At 62.5% G+C, this 21,806-nt stretch carries 18 protein-coding genes, 1 tRNA gene and 2 pseudogenes; 15 read left to right on the forward strand and 6 right to left on the reverse strand.

Translation table 11 applies throughout. The annotated features are described in order from the left end of the window. Positions 1 to 11 precede the first annotated feature (11 nt). Positions 12 to 986, forward strand: a complete 975-nt coding sequence (locus LMTR13_RS18000) for an NAD(P)H-dependent flavin oxidoreductase (RefSeq protein WP_065732779.1) — start codon at positions 12 to 14, stop codon at positions 984 to 986. A gap of 37 nt (positions 987 to 1,023) precedes the next feature. After that, a complete protein-coding gene (locus tag LMTR13_RS18005) occupies positions 1,024 to 2,100 on the forward strand; it encodes an NAD(P)H-dependent flavin oxidoreductase (protein WP_065729007.1) in 1,077 nt (358 codons plus the stop codon). 15 nt (positions 2,101 to 2,115) lie between these two features. Here LMTR13_RS18005 and LMTR13_RS40830 read toward each other — a convergent pair whose 3' ends face one another. Next, a complete protein-coding gene (locus LMTR13_RS40830) occupies positions 2,116 to 2,283 on the reverse strand; it encodes a hypothetical protein (protein ID WP_156795667.1) in 168 nt (55 codons plus the stop codon). A 400-nt stretch (positions 2,284 to 2,683) separates the two neighbouring features. Between LMTR13_RS40830 and gatC the strand changes: the two genes are divergently transcribed. The 6 genes from gatC (at position 2,684) to LMTR13_RS42580 (ending at position 8,366) form a co-directional block, all read left to right on the forward strand. Continuing rightward, positions 2,684 to 2,971: an Asp-tRNA(Asn)/Glu-tRNA(Gln) amidotransferase subunit GatC gene (gatC, locus tag LMTR13_RS18010; RefSeq protein WP_065729008.1), complete on the forward strand. Its 288-nt coding sequence runs from the start codon at positions 2,684 to 2,686 to the stop codon at positions 2,969 to 2,971. Positions 2,972 to 3,042: 71 nt separating this feature from the next. Next, on the forward strand, positions 3,043 to 3,258 hold the full coding sequence (locus LMTR13_RS18015; RefSeq protein ID WP_065729009.1) for a hypothetical protein: 216 nt from the start codon (positions 3,043 to 3,045) through the stop codon (positions 3,256 to 3,258). Further along, positions 3,255 to 4,730 (forward strand): Asp-tRNA(Asn)/Glu-tRNA(Gln) amidotransferase subunit GatA, encoded by a 1,476-nt coding sequence (gatA, locus tag LMTR13_RS18020; protein ID WP_065729010.1) that lies wholly within the window; start codon positions 3,255 to 3,257, stop codon positions 4,728 to 4,730. Before LMTR13_RS18015 ends, gatA begins: the two co-directional genes overlap by 4 nt. Position 4,731: 1 nt before the next feature. Further along, positions 4,732 to 5,025, forward strand: a complete 294-nt coding sequence (locus tag LMTR13_RS18025) for a hypothetical protein (RefSeq protein ID WP_065729011.1) — start codon at positions 4,732 to 4,734, stop codon at positions 5,023 to 5,025. Beyond that, entirely contained in the window at positions 5,022 to 6,506 is a 1,485-nt protein-coding gene (gatB, locus tag LMTR13_RS18030) for an Asp-tRNA(Asn)/Glu-tRNA(Gln) amidotransferase subunit GatB (protein WP_065729012.1), read from the forward strand. The genes LMTR13_RS18025 and gatB overlap by 4 nt, the downstream gene beginning before the upstream one ends. 1,593 nt (positions 6,507 to 8,099) lie before the next feature. Further along, positions 8,100 to 8,366 (forward strand): hypothetical protein, encoded by a 267-nt coding sequence (locus LMTR13_RS42580; protein WP_065747015.1) that lies wholly within the window; start codon positions 8,100 to 8,102, stop codon positions 8,364 to 8,366. Positions 8,367 to 8,708: 342 nt separating this feature from the next. On the opposite strand, the pseudogene LMTR13_RS42585 reads toward LMTR13_RS42580, so the two are convergent. Together LMTR13_RS42585 and LMTR13_RS18040 are read right to left on the reverse strand one after the other, a co-directional pair. Continuing rightward, positions 8,709 to 9,062: pseudogene (locus LMTR13_RS42585) on the reverse strand (DUF1186 domain-containing protein); the annotation flags it as partial. Between the two features lie 58 nt (positions 9,063 to 9,120). Continuing rightward, a tRNA-Ser gene (locus LMTR13_RS18040) sits at positions 9,121 to 9,214 on the reverse strand. Positions 9,215 to 10,217: 1,003 nt separating this feature from the next. On the opposite strand from LMTR13_RS18040, the gene LMTR13_RS18045 reads away from it, so the two are divergent. Next, a complete protein-coding gene (locus LMTR13_RS18045; protein WP_065729014.1) occupies positions 10,218 to 11,762 on the forward strand; it encodes a porin in 1,545 nt (514 codons plus the stop codon). 104 nt (positions 11,763 to 11,866) lie between these two features. Here LMTR13_RS18045 and LMTR13_RS18050 read toward each other — a convergent pair whose 3' ends face one another. Continuing rightward, the gene (locus LMTR13_RS18050; protein ID WP_065732780.1) at positions 11,867 to 14,095 is read right to left on the reverse strand and encodes a lytic transglycosylase domain-containing protein; all 2,229 of its coding nucleotides are present in this window, start codon (positions 14,093 to 14,095) and stop codon (positions 11,867 to 11,869) included. A 291-nt stretch (positions 14,096 to 14,386) separates the two neighbouring features. Here LMTR13_RS18050 and dapA point away from each other — a divergent pair, with 291 nt between their 5' ends. From dapA to LMTR13_RS18070, 4 genes and pseudogenes are all read left to right on the forward strand, one after another. Continuing rightward, positions 14,387 to 15,277 carry a 4-hydroxy-tetrahydrodipicolinate synthase gene (gene dapA, locus LMTR13_RS18055; protein ID WP_065729015.1) on the forward strand — a complete coding sequence of 297 codons (891 nt, stop codon included), beginning with the start codon at positions 14,387 to 14,389 and terminating at the stop codon, positions 15,275 to 15,277. A gap of 42 nt (positions 15,278 to 15,319) precedes the next feature. Further along, a complete protein-coding gene (gene mscL, locus LMTR13_RS18060) occupies positions 15,320 to 15,733 on the forward strand; it encodes a large conductance mechanosensitive channel protein MscL (protein WP_065729016.1) in 414 nt (137 codons plus the stop codon). Between the two features lies 1 nt (position 15,734). Continuing rightward, complete coding sequence (smpB, locus tag LMTR13_RS18065; protein WP_065729017.1) at positions 15,735 to 16,208, forward strand: SsrA-binding protein SmpB; 474 nt, start codon at positions 15,735 to 15,737, stop codon at positions 16,206 to 16,208. Between the two features lie 93 nt (positions 16,209 to 16,301). Next, positions 16,302 to 16,879: pseudogene (locus LMTR13_RS18070) on the forward strand (peroxiredoxin). Positions 16,880 to 16,980: 101 nt separating this feature from the next. On the opposite strand, the gene LMTR13_RS18075 reads toward LMTR13_RS18070, so the two are convergent. Next, on the reverse strand, positions 16,981 to 17,634 hold the full coding sequence (locus tag LMTR13_RS18075; RefSeq protein ID WP_065729018.1) for a uracil-DNA glycosylase: 654 nt from the start codon (positions 17,632 to 17,634) through the stop codon (positions 16,981 to 16,983). Between the two features lie 145 nt (positions 17,635 to 17,779). Beyond that, positions 17,780 to 18,409 (reverse strand): LabA-like NYN domain-containing protein, encoded by a 630-nt coding sequence (locus LMTR13_RS18080; RefSeq protein ID WP_065729019.1) that lies wholly within the window; start codon positions 18,407 to 18,409, stop codon positions 17,780 to 17,782. A gap of 365 nt (positions 18,410 to 18,774) precedes the next feature. Between LMTR13_RS18080 and rpoZ the strand changes: the two genes are divergently transcribed. Together rpoZ and LMTR13_RS18090 are read left to right on the forward strand one after the other, a co-directional pair. Further along, on the forward strand, positions 18,775 to 19,167 hold the full coding sequence (gene rpoZ, locus LMTR13_RS18085; protein WP_024512695.1) for a DNA-directed RNA polymerase subunit omega: 393 nt from the start codon (positions 18,775 to 18,777) through the stop codon (positions 19,165 to 19,167). Positions 19,168 to 19,459: 292 nt separating this feature from the next. After that, positions 19,460 to 21,751 (forward strand): RelA/SpoT family protein, encoded by a 2,292-nt coding sequence (locus LMTR13_RS18090; protein WP_065732781.1) that lies wholly within the window; start codon positions 19,460 to 19,462, stop codon positions 21,749 to 21,751. Positions 21,752 to 21,806 lie beyond the last annotated feature (55 nt).

The following is a 21,806-nucleotide window of genomic DNA, read 5'->3' on the forward strand; positions in this document are numbered from 1 at the left end:
AGAGGATGGACATGCCGATCTCCACGCCGTTGACCACCCGTCTGGGTATCCAGCATCCGATCCTGTCGGCGCCGATGGATGTGATTGCGGGGGCGCGCCTCACATCTGCGGTCAGTGCGGCCGGAGGGTTCGGCATTCTCGGCGGCGGCTATGGCGACCGCGCCTGGCTGGAGCAGGAGACGGCCAAGCTTGCCAATGTCTCCGATCCCTTCGGCATCGGCTTCATCACCTGGAGCCTTGCGAAGCAGCCTGCGCTACTGGACATTGCGCTCGAAGCCGGTCCGCGCGCGATCATGCTCTCGTTCGGCGATCCCAAACCTTTTGCTGCACGCATCAAGGCGTCGGGTACGCTGTTGATTTGCCAGGTTCAGGATGAGGCCATGGCGCGGCAGGCGCTCGATGCAGGCGCCGACATTCTGATCGCGCAGGGCACGGAAGCTGGCGGCCATGGCGCCTCGCGCAGCACGATCGACATCGTGCCGGCGATTGTCGATCTCGCGGCCGGCCGGGTACCCGTCGCAGCCGCCGGTGGAATCGGCGACGGCCGCGGGCTGGCGGCGATGATGATGCTCGGCGCTTCCGGCGTGCTGCTCGGCACCCGCTTCTATGCCAGCCTGGAATGCGACGGCCCGGACGAAGCCAAGCGGCGCATCTGTGCCGCAACCAGCGGCAACAGCGTCCGCGGCATCATTTTCGATCTCTCGCGCAACAATGTCTGGCCGGCGCCGTTTACCGGCCGCTGCCTGATCAACGATCATGCGCGGCGCTGGATGGGACGCGAGGTCGAACTGATGCAGAATATCAAAGCGGTCGCTGCCGAATACGCCGCGGCGAGAGCGGCTTGCAATTTCGACATTGCCGCGGTCATTGCCGGCGAAGCGGTCGGTCTGATCCACGATATCCCGCCGGCCGGCGAGATCGTTGACAGGATCGTTACCGAGGCCGAGCAGATATTGGGCGGACGACGGAATTCCGTCGCTGCCTGATCACACCCATCTTCAATTCATTCAAGCGAGCACAACCATGTGGCCAGACCGCCGGATCATCGACCTCTTCAAGACCGAATTCCCGATCGTACTGGCGCCGATGGCCGGCGTCGTGGACGCCGAGCTCGTGATCGCGGCGGCGCAGGGCGGGGCGCTGGGGTCGCTGCCCTGCGCGATGATCTCGGCCGAGAAGGCGCGCGAGCAGGTCAACATCATCCGCCAGCGTGTCACGGCGCCGGTCAATATGAACTTCTTCTGCCACAAGCCGGTCGATGCCGATCCCGCGCGCGAGGCCGGCTGGAAGGCGCGGCTGGCGACTTACTACAAGGAATTGGGCATCGATCCCGCAGCGCCGATCAACGCCGCCAACCGTGCGCCGTTCGATGAAGCGATGTGTGCGGTGGTGGAAGAGCTGAAGCCGGAAATCGTCAGCTTCCATTTCGGCCTGCCGGACCCGGCGCTGGTCAAGCGCGTCAAGGCGGCGGGTTGCCTCGTGATGTCGTCGGCGACCATCGTGAAGGAAGCGATCTGGCTGGAGGAGAACGGCGCCGACGTCATCATTGCGCAAGGCGCGGAGGCGGGGGGCCATCGCGGCATGTTCCTGACCGACAATATCGCGCAGCAGCCCGGCACGTTTGCGCTGGTGCCGCAGGTGGTCGATGCGGTGAGGGTGCCGGTGATCGCAGCCGGCGGTATCGCCGATGGGCGCGGCATCGCGGCGGCGTTTGCGCTGGGCGCATCCGGCGTGCAGATCGGCAGCGCCTATCTGCGCTGTCCGGAATCCAAGGTGATGGGACCTGCGCGCACGGCACTGGCCCAGGCGAATGATGATTCCACCGTCATCACCAATGTCATGACCGGACGCCCGGCGCGCGGCGTTGCCAACCGTGTCATGCGCGAGGTCGGACCGATCTCGCCGGATGCGCCGGCGTTCCCGCACGCCGCCACAGCGCTTGGGCCGCTGAAGGTAGCGGCCGAAAAGCTCGGCAAGGTCGATTTCACCAATCTGTGGGCCGGGCAGGCGGTGCGGATGGGCCGCGAGATGCCGGCGGCGGAGCTGACCCGTTCGCTGGCGGGCGCTGCGTTGGCGCGTTTCGGCGCCTTGGGCGGCTAAGTCGTATTTCTCCGCTCAGTGCGCCGGTTCGTCGCGCCTGACGTCGAGATGCTCGGCGGCCAGCGACCGGTAATGCGCGGCCATCTCTTTGTAGTGTTGCCTGGAAATGGGATCGGTCGCACTTTCCGCGCGGCGTTCGAACATTTCCGCCTTTTCCTGCAGGATTTTAGCCTGTTGGGACATGGCTCTCCTTCCCGTCGTCAGGTTAAGCAGGCGAGGTAGACGATCGCGACGCCGAGCGCGGTCCCGATGGACCAAAGGGCAGGATCCCAGCTTTCCGATCCGGCGCTGTCATTTTTGATGGTCGGCGCGCCACGGCCTCCTGATTGCCTCGGCCGCGACCAATCCCCCGACTGTCTCAGAACGACTACATAGGATCTCGAAATGGTTTCGTCAGGGCGCTTTTGCGCAAGAAATGAGCGCGTGCACTCAAAATCCTGTGCGCCAGGGCGGATCGGCTTTGGACCTCAAAAAGGCGGGCATTCGACGTCCGAAGGCTGGCCCCGTCTGTTCCCGCGGTTGCGGTGCAAAAGCGGCCTCTGCTATACGGCGGATGCAAATTCTCCATTCGAGGCCTATATTTATGTCCGTAGATGCCGCCACTGTTCGCCGCATCGCGCACTTAGCGCGGATTGCGGTCGCCGAGGCCGAGGTTCCCCATCTGCAGGGCGAGCTGAACGCCATGCTGGCCTTCGTGGAGCAGCTTTCGGAGGTGAACATCGACGGCGTTGAGCCGATGACCTCGGTGACCCCGATGGAAATGAAGAAGCGGCAGGACGTGGTCAATGACGGCGAGATTCCTGACGACATCGTCAGAAATGCGCCGGAGACGCAAAACCATTTCTTCCTGGTGCCTAAGGTCGTCGAATAGAGCGTAGCGTTTTCGAGCAAGGTGGTTGCCGGTTCGCGTGAAGAAAACGCGTCAAACAAAAGAGTCTTCCGATGTGTCTGCTCTGCGACGATGAAAAGGCCTACCAGGCCTACATGAATTATCTCGACGCGATGGAGCGGCAGGGTAAGGCTGCCGATCCCGACAAGGCGATGGACGCCGTCCTCGATCAACTCGAGGCCGCCGCCAAGGCGCGCGCCCAGGAATCGAATAGCCCCGCCAACGACAAGACGCTTTCTCCGTTCTTCTGCAGCCCGATCAATAAATGACCGACCTGACATCTCTGACGATCGCGGAGGCCCGCGAGGGCCTCGCGAGCAAGTCTTTCACCTCGCTTGAACTGACGGATGCGCATCTCGCCGCCATCGAAGCGGCGCGTTCGCTCAATGCCTTCGTCCTGGAAACGCCGGATCAGGCCCGCGCCATGGCGCGCGCGGTCGACGCCAGGATCGCAAAAGGCGAGGGTGGGCCGCTCGCCGGCATTCCGCTCGGCATCAAGGACCTGTTCGCAACGAAAGACGTGCGCACCACCGCGTGCTCGAAAATCCTTGGCAACTTCGTGCCGCCCTACGAATCCACCGTGACCTCGCAGCTTTGGCGCGACGGCGCGGTGATGCTCGGCAAGCTCAACAACGACGAATTCGCGATGGGCTCGTCGAACGAGACCTCGTGCTTCGGTCCGGTAGTCAACCCGTGGCGGCGCGAGGGTTCCAACACCTCGCTGGTGCCGGGCGGTTCCTCCGGTGGATCTGCCTCCGCCGTGGCGGCCCTGCTCTGCATGGGCGCGACCGCGACCGACACCGGCGGTTCGATCCGTCAGCCCGCGGCGTTCACTGCGACCGTCGGCGTCAAGCCGACCTACGGCCGCTGCTCGCGCTGGGGCATCGTGGCGTTCGCGTCCTCGCTCGACCAGGCGGGGCCCATTGCGCGGACCACCCGCGATGCGGCGATCCTGATGCGCTCGATGGCGGGCCACGATCCCAAGGACACCACGTCGGTCGATCGCGCTGTGCCGGATTACGAGGCCGCGATCGGAAAATCCGTCAAGGGCATGAAGATCGGCATTCCCAGGGAATATCGCCTCGACGGCATGCCGGCGGAAATCGAGAAGCTCTGGAGCGAGGGCGCGGCGTGGCTGAAAGGGGCCGGCGCCGAACTGGTCGAGGTGTCGTTGCCGCACACCAAATACGCGCTGCCGGCCTATTATATCGTGGCGCCCGCGGAAGCCTCGTCCAACCTCGCGCGCTATGACGGCGTGCGCTACGGGTTGCGCGTACCGGGCCGCTCGATCGGCGAACTGTATGAGAGCACCCGCGCTGAAGGTTTTGGCGACGAAGTGCGCCGCCGTGTCATGATCGGCACCTACGTGCTCTCGGCCGGCTATTACGATGCCTATTATCTGCGTGCACAGAAAGTCCGCACGCTGATCAAGAAGGATTTCGAGGACTGTTTTGCCAAGGGCATCAGCGCGATCCTGACACCGGCGACGCCGTCGGCCGCTTTCGGCGTCGGCGAAAAGGGCGGCGCCGATCCGGTCGAGATGTATCTCAACGACATCTTCACGGTGACGGTGAACATGGCGGGGCTGCCGGGCATTGCCGTGCCGGCCGGCAAGGATGCGCAGGGACTGCCGCTCGGCTTGCAACTGATCGGCCGTCCGTTCGATGAGGAGACGCTGTTCTCGCTCGGCGAAGTCGTGGAGCAGGCGGCCGGCCACTTCACGCCGCCGCGCTGGTGGTGACATGGCGGATTTCCGCGCCAGCTTGACGGATGCAGCGCCCGCGCCGGGGCTCGCGCCGCCGCTGGCTGCGCTGTGGTGGGCCGCCAAGGGCGACTGGGACCGGGCGCACAAGATCGTTCAGGACGAGAGCGATGCGAACGCCGCCTGGGTGCATGCCTATCTGCACCGGGTCGAAGGCGATCTCGGTAACGCCGGCTATTGGTATCGGCAGGCCGGCCAGCCGGTCGCCAAGGATTCTCTGGAAGCCGAATGGGAGCGGATCGTGTCCGCGCTGCTCGGGGGTGGAAAAGCATGAACGCGTCAGTCAGACAGGGCAAACTGATCAAGGGTCAGACCGGCGACTGGGAAGTCGTGATCGGCATGGAAGTGCATGCCCAGGTCACTTCGAACTCAAAACTGTTCTCCGGCGCTTCGACCGCGTTCGGCGGCGAGCCCAACAGCCATGTCTCGCTGGTGGATGCCGCGATGCCGGGCATGTTGCCGGTGATCAACGAGGAATGCGTGCGCCAAGCCGTGCGCACCGGGCTTGGCCTCAACGCAAAGATCAACTTGCGCTCAGTGTTCGACCGGAAAAACTATTTCTATCCGGACTCGCCGCAGGGCTACCAGATCAGCCAGTACAAGTCGCCGGTCGTGGGCGAGGGCGAGGTGATTGTCGAGCTCGAGGGCGGCAAGACCGCCACCATCGGCATCGAGCGGCTGCATCTGGAACAGGATGCCGCCAAGTTGCTGCACGATCAGAACCCGACCATGTCCTATGTCGACCTCAACCGCTGCGGCGTGGCGCTGATGGAGATCGTATCAAAACCTGACATCCGCGATGCCGAACAGGCCAAGGCGTATGTGACCAAGCTGCGTTCGATCCTGCGCTACCTCGGCACCTGTGACGGCGACATGGAGAAGGGCTCGTTGCGCGCCGATGTGAACGTTTCTGTGCGCAAGCCGGGCGGGCCGCTCGGCACCCGCTGCGAAATCAAGAACATGAACTCGATCAACTTCATCGGCCAGGCGATCGAGTACGAGGCCCGGCGCCAGATCGAGATCATCGAGGATGGCGGCACAATCGACCAGGAGACGCGCCTGTTCGACCCCAACAAGGGCGAGACGCGATCGATGCGTTCCAAGGAGGAAGCGCATGACTATCGCTATTTCCCCGACCCCGATCTGCTGCCGCTAGAGTTCACGCAAAGCTATGTCGACGAGCTCAAGGCGAAGCTGCCGGAGTTGCCGGACCAGAAGAAGGCGCGTTTCATCGAGAGCCTCGGTCTGTCGCCCTACGATGCCGGCGTGCTGGTGGCCGAGCGTGAGAGCGCGATCTTCTATGAGACCGTGCTCGCCGGTCTTGCCGACAAGGCGCGCGACGGCAAGCTCGCTGCCAACTGGGTGATCAACGAACTGTTCGGGCGTCTTAACAAGGAAGGCCATGGAATCACGGACTCGCCGGTATCTGCGGCGCAGTTGGCCGCGATCGTCGGCCTGATCGGCGAGGGCACGATCTCCGGCAAGATCGCAAAGGACCTGTTCGAGATCGTCTGGACCGAAGGCGGCGACCCGCGCGAGCTGGTCGAAACGCGCGGCATGAAGCAGGTCACTGACTTGGGCGCGATCGAGAAGGTCGTCGACGACATCATCGCCGCCAATCCGGACAAGGTCGCGCAGGCGAAAGCCAAGCCGCAGCTCGCCGGCTGGTTCGTCGGCCAGGTGATGAAGCAGTCCGGCGGCAAGGCCAATCCGCAAGCAGTGAATGACCTATTGAAGGCGAAGCTCGGCATCTGAAGCGTCCCGTAACGGGACGACTCCGTCGTCGATGGCGCCGCGACTGATGCGCGCGAGTATGTTTCGATCGTCCGTCGCGATCTGAAATTCGCCCTCGCGCCCGATAGCGCAGTTGCGAATCGGTCTTCGCGATTCGCAAAAAAGTTTGGTTTTGGCGAGCGGCGATGAGACGCTAACGCTGCGTCCACGAAAATTTTTTTGTTGCCAAAATTTGCGACTCAGAGTCCGTGCACGCGGCTTTTCCGCGACATCGGTGAGTCGCGGTGAACGCGCGCATGCGTTGATCGTCACTCCGGTGAATCAAAGAAAGCGCTGTGGCACAGGCGCTTCCTGCAATATTGACAAACGCCGATATCGGCCGTTGCGGCACTTTTTGCATCAAGCCGCGCATCGATCGTTGTGTTGTCGAACGAAGTGCTTCGCGCGCGCTCACATCGCTGCGTCAACACTTCCTTAAGTGGGAAGCTGTTTTTTTGAATGTGTTGGTGTATTCGGGATGTAGTGCATCTCGATTCCCGAGTGCACGCAGCGACTAAAGCCATCTCACTACATTAGGAGGGCAACATGGCCAAGAAAGCGAAGAAGGCGAAGAAAGCGAAGAGCGCAGTGAAGAAGACTGCGAAGAAGACCCGCAAGGTCGCCAAGAAGAAGAAGTAAGTTCGCTTCTTTGAAAATTGCCGGCGGCTCGATGCCGGCACGTCACCCGAGCCCCAAGACGAAACGCTGAAGGCTCTGGTCGACGAAAGAGGGTGTCGGCGAGACATCAGGTCAAACGGCTGGATCGCATTTCGGAAGAGCTTGCTCTTTCAAACCGGTCCGGCAGAAGAAACAGGTTTTCTTCGTTCGGTGCGGGTATCCTTAACTGCTCGCAATTTCACCGGGGCAAAAGCCCGGCTTGAAATCTGGTCCTGACGTGTTCGCCGACGCCCTCGTTCCTCTCGGGACGTACTCGTCCCCGGAACGCCCGCTTTCGCCGGAGCGCTCCGACAGCCCGCGCATCAGGCGTTCGGCACTGAAGTTTTCCAAGTTCACTTGATCGTTCACGGGTGCCGACGGGCGCGGTTCCGCCTGTCGCGTCGGTCCAGGCGCGTCAGCTCCGGCCGGTTCGGTATCCGGCGTGCCTTCCGGATGGCCGCCGAGCTGCGGGCCGCCGGGTCATCTGCGGAACCGTCAACGCTGCGATCGGGTGACGGGCGATGACGTCGACGTTGGCGCGATGGTTATCGTTCCGCGAAACCGCAGGGTAAACCGACTTTCACGATTGGCCACTTCTCCCTGTGCCGCAGGCACTTCTGCGATTCCGTATTCAACGGCGCCAAGTGCGCGTTTACACCCCGTTCATCGCGAACCTTAAACTGCCCTTCAAATTTGATCGGCCATGATCATCCCAACAACAGACCGGAAAACGGTACGCGCATGATCCGCCAAAGTGTGGGCGGTTTGGCGATCAGATCATGCGCTCTTCCGATAATGGGCGCGCGATCGGACGCAAAACCGGTTTCCACTTTTGCTGATCGCGCGCTGGGGATGTTTCAACAGTGGACAGGGGCCGCGCTCGGGGGAGGGCGGCAACGATAAGAAGGGGTACTATCGATGTTTCAGGGGCAGATCGATCTCGACACGGCAATTCCGGTGGAAGCGACCGCGATTCCGGACGTGCTGTTCGAGCGCGGCCTTTACTGGGCGAGCGGCCGTTCCGGCGTGGTGAATCTCGTCGCGGCCCACAAATGGTTCAATCTCGCCGCGCTGAAGGGACGCGCCGATGCAATCTCGATGCGCCGCGAGGTCGCCGCGATGATGTCGGATGCGGAAATCGCGACCGCACAGCGCGAGGCGCGTGCCTGGATGACGGCGCATTGAAGTCGCCGGCGTCACGCCGGCGGTTCTCCGTTGGCAAGGCAGCATTCTTGGCTTTCTTGCCGCTCCCGCAGGGGCAAGGATCGTTACGTCCGACGTGGCGGCAGGGATTTTTGACCGGCTCGTTCGGATACGCAAATCGGCCCAGGGTGATGTCTCATAGCGCTCTTCGAAAACGTCGTTTTCGGACCCGCGCGCCCAATCCAGCGATACCAGCGCGTCTTCGATGGATCCCAGATTGACCTGGGTGAACCGATCGATGTCATCGGGCGCGCGTTCGGCTGCGGCAAGGTCATCGTCGAACTGAGCGCGATCGGTCCAGTTGTCAGGAATACGGCCTTCGCGCCAGGCGTCGTCGACGAGCGGCACCAGATCGCGCAGGCCGAGCAGGGCGATCGCCTGCTGCCAGCCGGTCCAGGCCTGATCGCCGTCTTCTGTCAGCCGCTCTTCATAGAACCGGACAAGAAATGCACGCAGCCGATCGCGATCGATGCGGCGCTCCCACGCCAGAAACGTCGCCGCGCCAAACAACGCTTCACGGACGAATCCGTCGATCGAGCTGTCGGCGATCAAGGCGAACAGCGCGTCAGTGTCGCCGTCGAATACGCCAGCGAGCAGGAAATCGAGCTCTTCATAGGGACGGCGCAAAAGACGCAGCAGCGGCTGGCAAGCTTCGCGGTCACGAGCTTCGGGAGACACCCTTCGCCCTGTCGGGTCTTCGGGTGGGCTACCACCTGTAGCCCGACAGGGCGAAGGGTGGCGGAGCCGGAGGGATTCGAACCCTCGATAGGGCTTTACAACCCTATAACGGTTTAGCAAACCGCCGCCTTCAGCCACTCGGCCACAGCTCCATGAGCGCGGATATGCCTGACGCGAAGGCCAGCCGCAAGCGGCAGATTCAGATTACGCCAAGGCCATTTAGAGGCGCCGTGGCTTCGTGCACGCTTCCGTGACGCTCTGGCATCCCGAGGAGCTCGTTTAACTGCACGTCTTTCGAGACTATGCTCTAAAGCTCACGGATCGGCACACGCGTTTCGCGCGCCTGTAGCGACTCGGCTGTCGTGGGAAATTTCGGCGCACGCCAGCCCGGATGCCTCGAAATGAAGCACCTTGTCGCGCGAATGTGATTCGACGTCTCCGCTGATCCGATTCGGTTCCCGTCGCGCCGGGTTGCGTAGCGCGATGCGTCAGCGCCAGCTTAGCAGCGATCGGCGACGGCTTTTCGAGCCCGAAAAGGCCGCTTTCGCATTTTTGGACCAATGCTCGGCGGCTGCTGACGGCGAGGAGCGCGCTTGAGCCTTAATAACCGTCGCCAGGCGGGCCTCTCCTTATCGAGCGCCGGATCAGCGAACCATCCCCGGTCGGGCCATCTGATGACTCTATATTATGTGTGTGATGTTGAGTGCGGATTCGTCAGACGTTGCCGGCCCGATTCGATGCCGCAAAGGCGCCTTGCAGGGTGGGCGCCCGTTGCTGCGGTGCGCCGCGCGGCTTTTCAGCCTCAATTGGAAGTATTCCAAAACATACAGCAAGAACAATAACTTGCAGAAAAACTTCGATCACAAACGCGTGTTATTTGTGCAACACCCTTCGGAAAAGGGGCGAAGTCGGGCCGTTCGAAGCGGTTCCTTTGTTGCGTGTGCAGGAGTCCTCGGTAATTGTGATCGGGCGACGGAGGGGGGCATCCCGAGGTCGTCCCGTTTTAGGTGGTTCGCTTAAGTCCCTCGCGTTCATGCGGGAGTGTCCGAAGGCGCGAAGCGACTAAGCGGGTTTCAGGGGACAAGGGAACCAACCTTAGGGTACTTCACCCAGCGGATCCGGAACCTTCCCTACAGAGCAACTTGGAGGTTTAGCATGAAGATGGTTAAGAGCCTTATTCTCGGCTCAGCGGCGGGTCTGATCGCCATGAGCGGGGCGCAGGCGGCCGATCTTCCCGTCAAGGCCAAAGCGGTCGAGTACGTGAGGATCTGCTCCCTGTATGGCGCGGGTTTCTTCTATATCCCGGGCACCGACACCTGCATCAAGCTGGGTGGTTATCTGCGCGTTGATACCACGTTTAACGGCGCCACCTACGGTGCTCCGGCCTGGAACGGCGATCTCGGCCAGGGCAATCGCTACCGCGATTACTTCGTCTCCCGTTCCCGTATGGCGCTGACGGTCGATACCCGCACCGCCACCGAATACGGCGTCGTCCGCACCTTCGGTCAGGGCGACTTCCAGTTCGACAACTTCAACAACGGCTCCCGCAACCCGACGATCCCCTTCAATTCGACGCAGCTTTCCGGCGCTGGCGGCGGCTATGTCGCGGTTGAAATGGTGTTCATCCAGTTCGCTGGTTTCACCTTCGGTAAGTCGGCTTCGGCCTACGCGACGCCTTGGAACGGCTATCCGGGCAACAACAACTCGTTCTTGATGGGCGGTCCGGACTACGTGACCGGCGTCAACAACATCCAGTACCAGGCTCAGTTCGGCAACGGCGTGTCGGCCAGCATCGGCCTCGATGAACCGAACGTGTTCGGCCGCACCTCGTTGCTGAACCTCGGCGTTCCCGGTGGCAGTGGCTTCGCCACCGCCGGCGCCAACGCCTACGGCGGAATCTGGGTTCCCGACATCGTCGGCAACATCCGCGTCGACCAGGCCTGGGGTCTGTTCCAGATTGCAGGTAGGACGCACTATTTGAACGCTTCCTACAATGTTCTCGGCGCCGGCGGCGTTCCGACCAACTTATCGGAGCTCTCCGGTCACCCCGAAAGCAAGTGGGGCGGTTCTGTGACGGCTGCGTTGCAGATCAAGAACCTGCCGACCGGTGCGGGCGACGACTTCAAGATCGACGCCACCTACGCCAAGGGTGCGACCAAGTCGGTGGTCTCCACGAGCGGCGGTTCGCCGAGCTTCGTGATGTTCGGCGACACCAGCCTTGCGGGTGGTTACCAGAGCATCGGTTTCGGCCAGACCGCTGACGGCGTCTACCTGCCCGGCTTCACTGACGGCATCAAGCTGGTGGATGCCTGGGGTATCCGTGGTGCGTTCAACCACAACTGGGATCCCTTCTGGTCGACCAGCCTCTGGGGCAGCTACGGTCAGGTGCGCTACGGCGGCAACGCCTTGGACATCACCTCGGCGAAGGGCGCTTGGTGCGCCGTCTACACTACTGGCAAGCTCGTGTCTGCAGACTATAGCTGCAACCCGGACTTCAACTTTGCCCAGATTGGTCTGACCACCCGCTGGACTCCCGTCAAGAACCTGACGTTCTCGGCTGAAGTCGGTGCGTTCTTCCTCGACCAGAAGATGCAGGGCTCTGCCATCTTGACGCCGTCGGCTCCCAAGCCGACCGCCATCTACGAGTTCCGCGATCAGAGCACTGTGTTCCTGAACGTTCGCGCTCAGCGCAACTTCTGATCCCGAAAGACTTGAAACACTAGGAGAACCCCCGGCAGGCAACTGCCGGGGGTTTTTCATTGCGCGTTGGCGAATAGGGAGTGGCGAATAGGGTTCGAAGGCCGTTATTCGACGCTGGCGCCGCGATGCAGGTCGGCTTCAATTTGAAGCTTGGTCCCGCCGCCGAACCGCGCGCGATAGACCTGCATGTTCTCCATGATCCGCTGCACGTAGTTCCGCGTCTCGGAGAAGGGGATCTGCTCGACCCAATCGACCGCGTCGACCTTGGGATCGCGGGGATCGCCGTAACGCGCGATCCATTTCCTCACACTGCCACGACCGGCGTTGTAGCCGGCGAAGGTCAGAATGTAGGAGCCGCGGTAATCCTCGAGCAGCCCGCCGAGTTCGGCCGCGCCGAGCATGGCGTTGTAGACGGAGTCTGTCTTCATCCGCTGAAGGTCGAAGCTGACGCCGGCCCGCTTGCAGACATAGCGACCGGCGTCCGGCGTCACCTGCATCAGCCCGTAGGCCTGGGCCGGTGAGACCACGGCCGGATTGAAGGCGCTTTCCTGCCGCGCGATCGAATAGATGACGCTGGGCTCGACCTCGGGTCCGATCTGCTTGAACGACGGGATGCCGGTGACGGGATAGGCGTAGACGTCGAACGGCAGGCCGCGATTGAGCGCGGCCTTGCCGAGCAGCAGCATGCCGCGGGCGTCGCGGTAGCGCGAGGTGAGCTCGCCGAGACCCACCAGGGCTTCGGGATCGCCGTTCTCGCCCATGTCGGCGAAAATCGGGATCGCGATTTCGCGCTCGTCGAGGTCATACAGCAACTGCACCGCGCGAACGATCTCGAATCGCTCGACCCCGCGGCCGCGGGCGCTCGGGACACCATTCAACTGAAGCTGCGGCAGGCCGAGTTTGGCGCGCGCGAGCTGACCATAATAGCTGGTCGATTGCTCCGCGGCGCGGCCGTAAGCCGCGCGGGCTTCCTGAGCGCGGCCGGCCGCTTCCGCCGCGCGGCCCTGCCAATAGCCGGCGCGCGCGAGCGCCGTCGGATTCACGCTGCCGACGCCGATGCGCGCGAAGTGCTGGGCTGCGACCGCAGGATCCTTCAGAAACCGCAGCGCAATCCAGCCGGCGGTGAATTCCTGCTCGGTCTTGTAGATGTCACGCGTCGGCAGCGCCGCGTCCCGCGCGATGAGGTACGCGGTGCGATGTTCGCCGACATCGAGCATCTTGCGCGCCAAAAGGCGCCGCTCGATCCACCATTCGTTGAGATTGTGCAGGCGGTTCGGGTCCTTCGGCACGCTCAGCATGAGCTGCGCGGCCTCGTTGAATTTTTCTTCGCGGCGCAGGAGCTGGATTCTGGCGAAGAGGTAACCGGGATCGCCGTGCAATTCGCGGGGCACCGCATCCAAGAGCGCCCTGAGGTTGGAGGACTTCTTGTTGGCCGCGATGCGCGCTTTGGCCAAGGCGACGTGGCCCGAGCCCAGCCGCTTGGCTGCGCGCATGCCGCCGGTTTCCTGCTCGGTGCCGTAGAGCAGCGAATCCATCCGCGCCTTGTGGTCGCCCGCCGTCAGCAGCGCGCCGAACATGTCGAGCACATTGCCCTCGGTATCTTCAGACATGCCATCGTGCCGCCAGGCCTCGCGCACCAGCCGCTCGGCATTGGTGCGATCGCCACGCGCGAGCATCGCCTTGGCCAGCGCGAACTTGCCCTTGGCCGAGATCGGCGATTCGTTTTCGAACCACGACCAGACGGTCGAATCGTCGCGGCGGTCGTCCCACAGCGCAGCCTCGATGCGCCGGCGCAGGAAAGTCTGCGACGGCCAACTCGGATTGGCCGATATAAACGCACGGTAGCGCTCGACCGAGGCGTTGTTGTTGTCGCTGCGCAGGATCAGCCATTCCGCGAGCTTGCGGGCGACCGGATCCGAGATCGCGGCTTGCACCTGGGTTGCGTCGCCAGGCTTGTGCTTGCGCACGAGCGCAATGACGTTTTCCAGCGCATCCTTGTCGGCCTGAGACGTCGAGGAGGTCGCGGCCATTGCGGCTGGGGCGTGTCTGCGCGAAGGCGGCGCGACAGCATGCTGGCGGGTCGCAGGCGCCAGAAGAGGCGGTGGCGGGGCCGGCGCCGCAGGGGCTTGGGCGGTCGGCGCCGCGGTGTGGGAGGCGGCAGGCGCGCTGGCCGTGGACTTGGGAACGACGTTGCGGGCAATCGGTCGCGGCTTCGGCAGCGGAACTTTTGGCTTGGCCCAGGCTTCCAGAGGGAAGGCAGTCAACCCAACCGCCAATGCCAGGCTCGTGGCCAGTGCGGTCGATCGCAATGCGGCGGCGCGGGCGGAAGGGATCACGGCTTTCCTCTGCGGCGGCGAATCATTCAATCGCTCCAGCCCTACGTCTATTTGATTGAATATGTGGACAAAGTGCTAAAAACGTCGCGGCTGACCCGTTTACGCCATCACCGCGGCAAAATCGCGGCCATCGGCTTTCGAGGGAGGCAGATGCCGGCTGGGGCAGGAAAGAGCGTCAAAACAAAGCGCTAGCACCTTATGCACGGCCCTTTCGCCTGATCGCCAGACCCGATATGAATTGAAATCCAGTTCCGGTCGTGCCGTTTCTTAAGCGTTTGGAGGAAGTCCATGGCAGCCAAGACAAGATTCCGGGGGTCGTTCACCGCCTTGGTCACGCCATTCAAGAACGGCTCGGTCGACGAGGCCGCCTTCCGCGGCCTGGTGAACTGGCAGATCGCCGAAGGCACCCACGGGCTGGTCCCGGTCGGCACGACCGGTGAAAGCCCGACGCTGAGCCACGATGAGCACAAGCGCGTGGTCGAATGGTGCATCGACGAGGCCAAGGGCAAGGTGCCGGTGATTGCCGGCGCGGGCTCCAACTCGACCAAGGAAGCGGTCGAGCTTGCCGAGCACGCCGAAAAGGCGGGAGCAGATGCGGTGCTGGTGGTGACGCCGTACTACAACAAGCCCACGCAGGAAGGCATGTACCAGCACTTCAAGGCGATCAACGATGCCATCGGCATTCCGATCATCATCTACAACATTCCCGGCCGTTCTGTGATCGACATGTCGGTCGAGACCATGACGCGCCTGTTCGCGCTGAAGAACATCGCCGGCGTGAAGGATGCGACCGCCAGCATGGTGCGGGTATCGCAGCAGCGCGCGGCGATGGGCGAGGACTTCAACCAATTGTCGGGCGAGGACGCCACCATCCTCGGCTACATGGCGCATGGCGGCCATGGCTGCATCTCGGTCACGTCAAACGTCGCGCCGCGGCTGTGCTCGGAATTCCACGCGGCATGGCAGAAGGGCGATCACGCCACCGCGCTCAAGCTGCACGACAAGCTGATGCCGCTGCACAACAACCTCTTCATCGAAAGCAATCCGGCGCCGGTGAAATACGCGCTCTCGCTGCTCGGCAAGATCGACGAGAAGCTGCGGCTGCCGATGGTGCCGGTGTCCGAGCCGACGCGCCTCGCCGTGCGCAGCGCCATGGTGCATGCCGGCCTGATCAATTAGGTCGGTTCCGCTTCGCCTGGAGAACGAAGAGGGGAATCCAACGTGCTGAAGGAATTCCGCGAATTCGCGATGAAGGGAAATGTCGTCGACCTCGCGGTCGGCGTCATCATCGGTGCGGCCTTCGGCGCCATCGTGAACTCGCTGGTCGGTGACGTGATCATGCCGGTCATCGGCGCGATTACCGGCGGTCTCGATTTCTCCAACTATTTCACGCCGCTGGCGAAGACGGTTACAGCCAACAATCTGGCGGACGCCAAAAAGCAAGGCGCGGTGCTGGCTTGGGGTAGTTTCCTCACGCTGACGCTGAATTTCCTCATCATCGCCTTCGTGCTGTTCATCGTCATTCGCGCCATGAACAAGCTGAAGCGCAGGGACGAAGCTGCGCCTGCGCCGCCGAAGCTGACCCGCCAGGAAGAACTGCTGATCGAGATCCGCGATCTCCTCAAGAAGGGTTAACGTGGCCGACAAGAACGAGCGCCCGATCAAGGTTGTCGCCGAAAACCGCAAGGCCCGGTTCAACTACGCGATCGAGGACACAATCGAGGCTGGTATCGCGCTGACCGGCACCGAAGTGAAGTCGATCCGCAACGGCAAGACGACCATTGCGGAATCCTACGCGGATTCCAAGAACGGCGAGATCTGGCTGATCAACGCCAATATTCCGGAATATCTGCAGGCCAACCGCTTCAACCACGAGCCGAAACGGCCCCGCAAGTTGCTGCTGCACCGAAAGCAGATCAACAGGCTGATGGGCGCGGTCGATCGCGAAGGGATGACGCTGATCCCGCTAAAGCTCTATTTCAACGAGCGCGGCCGCGCCAAGCTGTTGCTGGCGATTGCCAAGGGCAAGAAGCTGCACGACAAGCGCGAGAGCGAAAAGAAGCGCGACTGGGGCCGCGAAAAAGGCCGGCTGATGCGGGCGAGAGGGTAGCGGGCGAATGGCGAGTAGCGAATAGAGGAATGGAATTTACTATTCGCCACTCCCTATTCGCCATTCGCTATTTGCCACCTGGGGTAAAACGACATGGCTCAATCCAACCTCCATGAAGTCGACTGGAGCAAGATCCCCCCGCCGGTCGACGACGGCGCGGCGGCGCATCTCGTCGGCATGACGATCCCGCCGGTCACGCTGCAGGCCACCGACGATAGTTCGGTGACGCTCTCGGTGCTTGCTGGCCGTACCGCGGTGTTCGCCTATCCCCGCACCGGGGAGCCGGGCAAGATCAGCTTGGTCGACGACTGGGAGACATGATTCCCGGCGCGCGGGGCTGCACGCCACAAACCTGCTCGTTCCGCGATTTGTTTGCGGAGTTGAAAGCGGCCGGCGCGCGGCAGGTGTTCGGCCTTTCGACGCAGGATAACGTTTATCAGACCGAGATGGCGTCACGCCTGCATTTGCCGTTTCCGGTTCTGTCGGATGAAAAGCTCGAGCTCACCCGCGCGCTGAACTTGCCGACCATGGAAGTGGCGGGGCTGACGTTGATCAAGCGGCTGGCGCTGATCATCGATGACGGGCGCATAGCCCATGTGTTCTATCCGGTTTTCCCGCCCGATCGGAACGCCGCCGACGTATTGGCATGGCTGAGGGAAAATCCGCGGTAGGCATTTTGTAGGATGGGCAAAGCGAAGCGTGCCCACCATCGTTAGCGGAATGCCCGGGTGGTGGGCACGGCGCAAGAGCGCCTTTGCCCACCCTACAAAATCTACGACCCCAAATCCTTCCGCACTTTCGCAAACACCTCGCGAAACATCTCCGGTGTCAGCACCCGTGTGTTCGTGTTGTAGCGCGAGCAGTGATAGCTGTCGTAGAGCCTGATAGCGCCGGCTTTGTGCACGGCGCCGTGCGCAAAGGGGGCGGCGCCATTGCGCAGGCCGAGGGCCTTCAGGGTCGAGTCATGTGCGATGCGGCCGAGCAGCACGATAGCGCGCAGCTTGGGCATGGTCGCAATTGTCGTTGCCAGAAATTGCCGGCAGGTGCTGATCTCGACCGGCAGCGGCTTGTTCTGCGGCGGCACGCAGCGCACCGCATTGCTGATCCGGCAGTCGACGAGCTTCAGCCCGTCGTCCGGCCGCGCCTGATAGACGCCCTTGGCAAAGCCGTATTCGAGCAGGGTCGCATACAGGAGATCGCCGGCGTAGTCTCCGGTGAACGGCCGTCCGGTCCGGTTGGCGCCCTGCAGGCCCGGCGCCAGCCCGACAATCAACAGTTGCGCCGCGGCACTGCCGAACGAAGCGACCGGCGAGTTGTGCCAACTGGGCTCGCGGGCACGTGCCTGCGCGCGAAATTCGGCGAGCCTCGGGCAGAGCGGGCAGTTGCGGTCGGGTTCGGCAGCCGCAGGGGCGGGGAGATTAGCCATCTATCCAAAGCATTTTCGAGCGAAATTCAGTCACGGACCTGACCCGGGATCGATACCGGCTGGCATCAGATGCGCGCGCAAAAACAAAAAGCCCCGGTTCTGTTTTCAATCAGAACCGAGGCTCTAGCAGTGTACTGGCTCATTCTCAATCGTCGAAATCGTCGTCAGCACCCCGCGGCGCCACGGTGGTGGCGCGCTGCAGGAATTGCGGGGAGTGATGACGCGGCTCGCGCGGGGCAGGGCGCTCGGAGGGATCGCGGCCCAGTTTTGATTGCAGCTCGACAAGGTCGGTGAAGACGTCGGCCTGGCGGCGCAGTTCGTCGGCGATCATCGGCGGCTGGCTCGAAATGGTCGACACGACCGTAACGCGAACGCCGCGGCGCTGCACCGCTTCAACCAGCGAGCGGAAATCGCCGTCACCCGAGAACAGCACGATCTGATCGACATGCTCGGCGAGTTCCATGGCATCGACGGCGAGCTCGATATCCATGTTGCCTTTCACCTTGCGGCGGCCGGATGCGTCGATGAATTCCTTCGTTGCTTTGGTGACGACCGTGTAGCCGTTGTAGTCGAGCCAGTCGATTAGGGGACGGATCGACGAGTATTCCTGATCCTCAATAATCGCCGTGTAGTAGAACGCACGCAACAGCGTCCCTCGGCTCTGAAATTCCTTGAGAAGGCGCTTGTAATCGATGTCGAAGCCGAGCGTCTTGGCCGTTGCGTAGAGGTTGGCGCCATCGATGAAGAGCGCAATCTTGTTGGAAGCTGGTGACATCAAATGGTTCTCACGTTGTTGTTAGCTTTTCTAGCGCAGCGGCTAACGACCGCGCGCACTTTCCGGTTCTGTTGCCTAAAGTTCGGTGAATCGTGCCCCACCACAGTCACCACTGCAATTATGGTGAGGCGAGGGCGAAAAACCTATACTTTGGACAGTGCAATGAAGAGATTTACTTATCCTGTACGGCAACCCTGCCGCGTCTGGACGCTCCGGCCGTTCCTGTCCCCGTTCCGGCCCCAGGGTTGGCGTACCAGAGCCCATTGGGAAGGCAAATCACAATTTAGTCTTGCGCAACAGCCTCAGCCGCTATAACTAGCCTCCATAACCGACATATTTGGCCCCATTTAACGGAGCGACAGTCTATGGCGCGCGTCACCGTGGAAGATTGCATTGACAAGGTCGACAACCGGTTCGACCTGGTGCTGCTGGCGGCACATCGCGCCCGTATGATTTCGTCCGGTTCACAACTGACGGTTGATCGCGACAACGACAAGAACCCGGTCGTTTCGCTGCGGGAAATCGCCGATTCCACTATTTCCCCGGAAGACCTCCGCGAGGAACTTGTCCATTCCCTGCAGAAATTCGTCGAGGTCGACGAGCCTGAGCCCGATACCGTGCCTTTGATCGGTTCGGCCGGCGCCAGCGTCGATGCCGACGACACCGAAGTCGCGGTCGAGCGCATGACCGAGGAAGAGCTCCTCAAGGGGCTGGAAGGCCTAGCGCCGCCGGAAGAGCAGCCCGAAGAGGACGAGTAATCCGGAACCTTCCGGGCCGTCCCGAACTCCCGATCTGCCAAAGGCCCGGACACCAGTCCGGGCCTTTGCTTTTATTGACATTTTTGCGGTTACAATGCGTCCTTGGCCGGCGCGGCCGAAAACGGCTGACTCGTCGGGCCGACAGGTCATCGGGTTGGGCGTTGGATGGCCGCAGGCCCAAGCGAAATTGAACCGTTTCGCGGCCCGCGCGGCGTGCAACGCCGTTCGAAAACACATTAGATACGCATAGGGCGGGACCCGTCCGGGTCTGGTGGAAGAAGGCAGTGACGTGATGGCGTATTGGCGCCGCAGCTCCCGGCAGATGCAGGCCGCGACCGGACAGGTCGCGGTGGCGCCGTCGTCGCCCGCGGCGGAGAAGCCGAAATCGCCGCGCTCGCGCATGATGCGGCAATACGATCTGGTCGAGCGCGTCCGGTCGTACAACCCGGATACCAACGAAGACCTGCTCAATCGCGCCTATGTCTACGCCATGAAGGCGCATGGCACGCAGACGCGCGCGTCCGGCGATCCCTATTTCTCGCATCCGCTCGAGGTCGCCGCGATCCTGACCAACCTCAAGCTGGACGACGCCACCATTGTCGCAGCGCTGCTGCACGATACCATCGAGGATACCGAGGCGACGCGCGCCGAGATCGACAACATCTTCGGCCACGAGATCGGCGCGCTGGTCGAAGGCCTCACCAAGCTGAAGCGGCTGGAGCTGGTTTCGCGCGAGGCCAAGCAGGCCGAGAATTTGCGCAAGCTCTTGCTGGCGATCGCCGACGACGTTCGCGTGCTGCTGATCAAGCTTGCCGATCGCCTGCATAACATGCGCACGCTGGAATTCGTGCCGCACGCCTCGCGCCGCCGCATTGCCGAGGAGACGCTGGATATCTATGCGCCGCTAGCAGGCCGCATGGGTATGCATGAGATGCGCGAGGAACTGGAAGATCTATCCTTCCATGTGCTCGATCCCGAAGCCTATGCGGTGGTGAAGCAACGGCTCGACGCACTTGCCGACCGCAACCGCAATCTGATCAGCGAGATTGAAAGCCAGCTCTCCAAGAACCTGCAGAAGAACGGCATCCCTGCGCGCGTCTATGGCCGCCGCAAGCAGCCGTTCTCGATCTGGACCAAAATGGAGCGCAAGTCGGTCGGCTTCGAGCAATTGTCCGATATCTACGGCTTCCGCATTATCCTAAGCGACGCGGAGGCCTGCTACCGCGCGCTCGGCGTCGTGCACACCACCTGGCCGGTAGTGCCCGGACGCTTCAAGGACTACATCTCGACGCCGAAGCAGAACGACTATCGTTCGCTCCACACCACCGTGATCGGACCCGGCAACCAGCGCGTGGAATTGCAGATCCGCACCGAGGAGATGAACCAGATCGCCGAATTCGGCATTGCCGCGCACGCCTTCTACAAGGAAGGCATGGGCTCGCCGACCGAGCGGCTGGAGCACGAATCCAACGCCTTTGCCTGGCTGCGCCACACCGTCGGCATCCTGTCCGAGAGCGCCAATCCGGAAGAATTTCTGGAGCACACCAAGCTTGAGCTGTTCCACGACCAGGTGTTCTGCTTCACCCCGAAGGGAAAATTGATTGCGCTGCCGCGTCAGGCCAATGTGATCGACTTCGCCTATGCGGTGCATACGGATGTCGGCAACTCGGCGGTCGGCTGCAAGATCAACGGCAAGTTCTCGCCGCTTTCGTCCGAATTGCAGAACGGAGACGAAGTCGAGGTCCTGACCTCGCAGGCCCAGTCGGCGCCGCCCTCGGCATGGGAATCGCTCGCGATCACCGGCAAGGCGCGCGCGGCGATCCGGCGCGCGACCCGCACCGCGGTGCGCGATCAATATGCAGGCCTCGGCCGCCGCATCATCGATCGCCTGTTTGCCCGCGCCAAGATCGAATATGCCGACGACAAGCTGAAGGGTGCACTGCCGCGTCTGGCGCGCGCCTCGATCGAGGACGTGATGGCCTCCGTCGGACGTGGCGAACTGAAGGCATCCGATGTCGCCCGCGCGATGTACCCGGACTACAAGGAAGAGCGGTTGGTGAAGTACGGGGCCAAGAAGAGCCTCGCGGTCAAACTGAAGCTGAAGTCGGAGCCGCATCCGGCGCGCAGCACCTCCGTGATCCCGGTGCGCGGTATCAATTCGGACTTGCCGGTGAAGTTCGCCCCGAACGGCGGCGCGGTTCCGGGCGACCGCATCGTCGGCATCGTCACGCCGGGCGAGGGGATCACGATCTATCCGATCCAGTCGCCGGCGCTGAAGGATTTCGAGGAGGAGCCGGAGCGCTGGCTCGACGTGCGCTGGGATATCGATGAAACCATGCCGCAGCGTTTTCCGGCGCGGATCCTGGTCCACAACGTCAACGAGCCCGGCAGCCTCGCCCAGGTCGCCACCGTGATCGCCGAGCACGACGGCAATATCGATAATATCAGCATGTCGCGCCGCTCGCCGGATTTCACCGAGCTGACCATCGATCTCGAGGTCTATGACCTCAAACATCTCAGTGCAATTATCGCTCAATTGCGTGCCAAGGCCGTCGTTGCCAAGGTCGAGCGCGTCAATGGGTAGCGCTTACGTGCCCAACCCTCATGGTGAGGAGGCGCCAACGGGTCCGCGCATAGCG

The sequence above is a fragment of the Bradyrhizobium icense genome (genome assembly GCF_001693385.1).
GTDB classification, from domain to species: domain Bacteria; phylum Pseudomonadota; class Alphaproteobacteria; order Rhizobiales; family Xanthobacteraceae; genus Bradyrhizobium; species Bradyrhizobium icense.

Bases quoted from the DNA above. Each gene is read 5' to 3' on its own strand.
- LMTR13_RS18075 (WP_065729018.1), bottom strand. From the start codon at position 17,634: ATGGCTAATCTCCCCGCCCCTGCGGCTGCCGAACCCGACCGCAACTGC.
- LMTR13_RS18025 (WP_065729011.1), top strand. From the start codon at position 4,732: ATGGCGGATTTCCGCGCCAGCTTGACGGATGCAGCGCCCGCGCCGGGG.
- LMTR13_RS18045 (WP_065729014.1), top strand. From the start codon at position 10,218: ATGAAGATGGTTAAGAGCCTTATTCTCGGCTCAGCGGCGGGTCTGATC.
- LMTR13_RS18000 (WP_065732779.1), top strand. From the start codon at position 12: ATGCCGATCTCCACGCCGTTGACCACCCGTCTGGGTATCCAGCATCCG.
- LMTR13_RS18080 (WP_065729019.1), bottom strand. From the start codon at position 18,409: ATGTCACCAGCTTCCAACAAGATTGCGCTCTTCATCGATGGCGCCAAC.
- LMTR13_RS42580 (WP_065747015.1), top strand. From the start codon at position 8,100: ATGTTTCAGGGGCAGATCGATCTCGACACGGCAATTCCGGTGGAAGCG.
- gatA (WP_065729010.1), top strand. From the start codon at position 3,255: ATGACCGACCTGACATCTCTGACGATCGCGGAGGCCCGCGAGGGCCTC.
- LMTR13_RS18090 (WP_065732781.1), top strand. From the start codon at position 19,460: ATGGCGTATTGGCGCCGCAGCTCCCGGCAGATGCAGGCCGCGACCGGA.
- dapA (WP_065729015.1), top strand. From the start codon at position 14,387: ATGGCAGCCAAGACAAGATTCCGGGGGTCGTTCACCGCCTTGGTCACG.
- LMTR13_RS18005 (WP_065729007.1), top strand. From the start codon at position 1,024: ATGTGGCCAGACCGCCGGATCATCGACCTCTTCAAGACCGAATTCCCG.
- LMTR13_RS40830 (WP_156795667.1), bottom strand. From the start codon at position 2,283: ATGTCCCAACAGGCTAAAATCCTGCAGGAAAAGGCGGAAATGTTCGAA.
- rpoZ (WP_024512695.1), top strand. From the start codon at position 18,775: ATGGCGCGCGTCACCGTGGAAGATTGCATTGACAAGGTCGACAACCGG.
- gatB (WP_065729012.1), top strand. From the start codon at position 5,022: ATGAACGCGTCAGTCAGACAGGGCAAACTGATCAAGGGTCAGACCGGC.
- gatC (WP_065729008.1), top strand. From the start codon at position 2,684: ATGTCCGTAGATGCCGCCACTGTTCGCCGCATCGCGCACTTAGCGCGG.
- LMTR13_RS18015 (WP_065729009.1), top strand. From the start codon at position 3,043: ATGTGTCTGCTCTGCGACGATGAAAAGGCCTACCAGGCCTACATGAAT.